Annotated in this window: 1 rRNA gene; it reads right to left on the bottom strand. The window is 52.4% G+C overall.

The features are described from left to right. A 23S ribosomal RNA gene (locus tag FLO80_RS22515) occupies window positions 1–382 on the bottom strand; the annotation flags it as partial.

Below are 382 nucleotides of genomic sequence, written 5' to 3'. Positions count from 1 at the left end.
TTACGCTTTCTTTAAAGGGTGGCTGCTTCTAAGCCAACCTCCTAGCTGTCTAAGCCTTCCCACATCGTTTACCACTTAACCACAACTTTGGGACCTTAGCTGGCGGTCTGGGTTGTTTCCCTTTTCACGACGGACGTTAGCACCCGCCGTGTGTCTCCCATGCTCGGCACTTCTGGGTATTCGGAGTTTGCATCGGTTTGGTAAGTCGGGATGACCCCCTAGCCGAAACAGTGCTCTACCCCCCAGAGTGATACATGAGGCGCTACCTAAATAGCTTTCGAGGAGAACCAGCTATCTCCGAGCTTGATTAGCCTTTCACTCCGATCCACAAGTCATCCCCTACCTTTTCAACGGGAGTGGGTTCGGTCCTCCAGTCAGTGTT

The organism is Aquicoccus porphyridii (genome assembly GCF_008369105.1).
Classification (GTDB): domain Bacteria; phylum Pseudomonadota; class Alphaproteobacteria; order Rhodobacterales; family Rhodobacteraceae; genus Aquicoccus; species Aquicoccus porphyridii.
The sequence above is the reverse complement of the archived record's forward strand: the minus strand, read 5'-3'. Positions and strand labels throughout refer to the sequence as shown.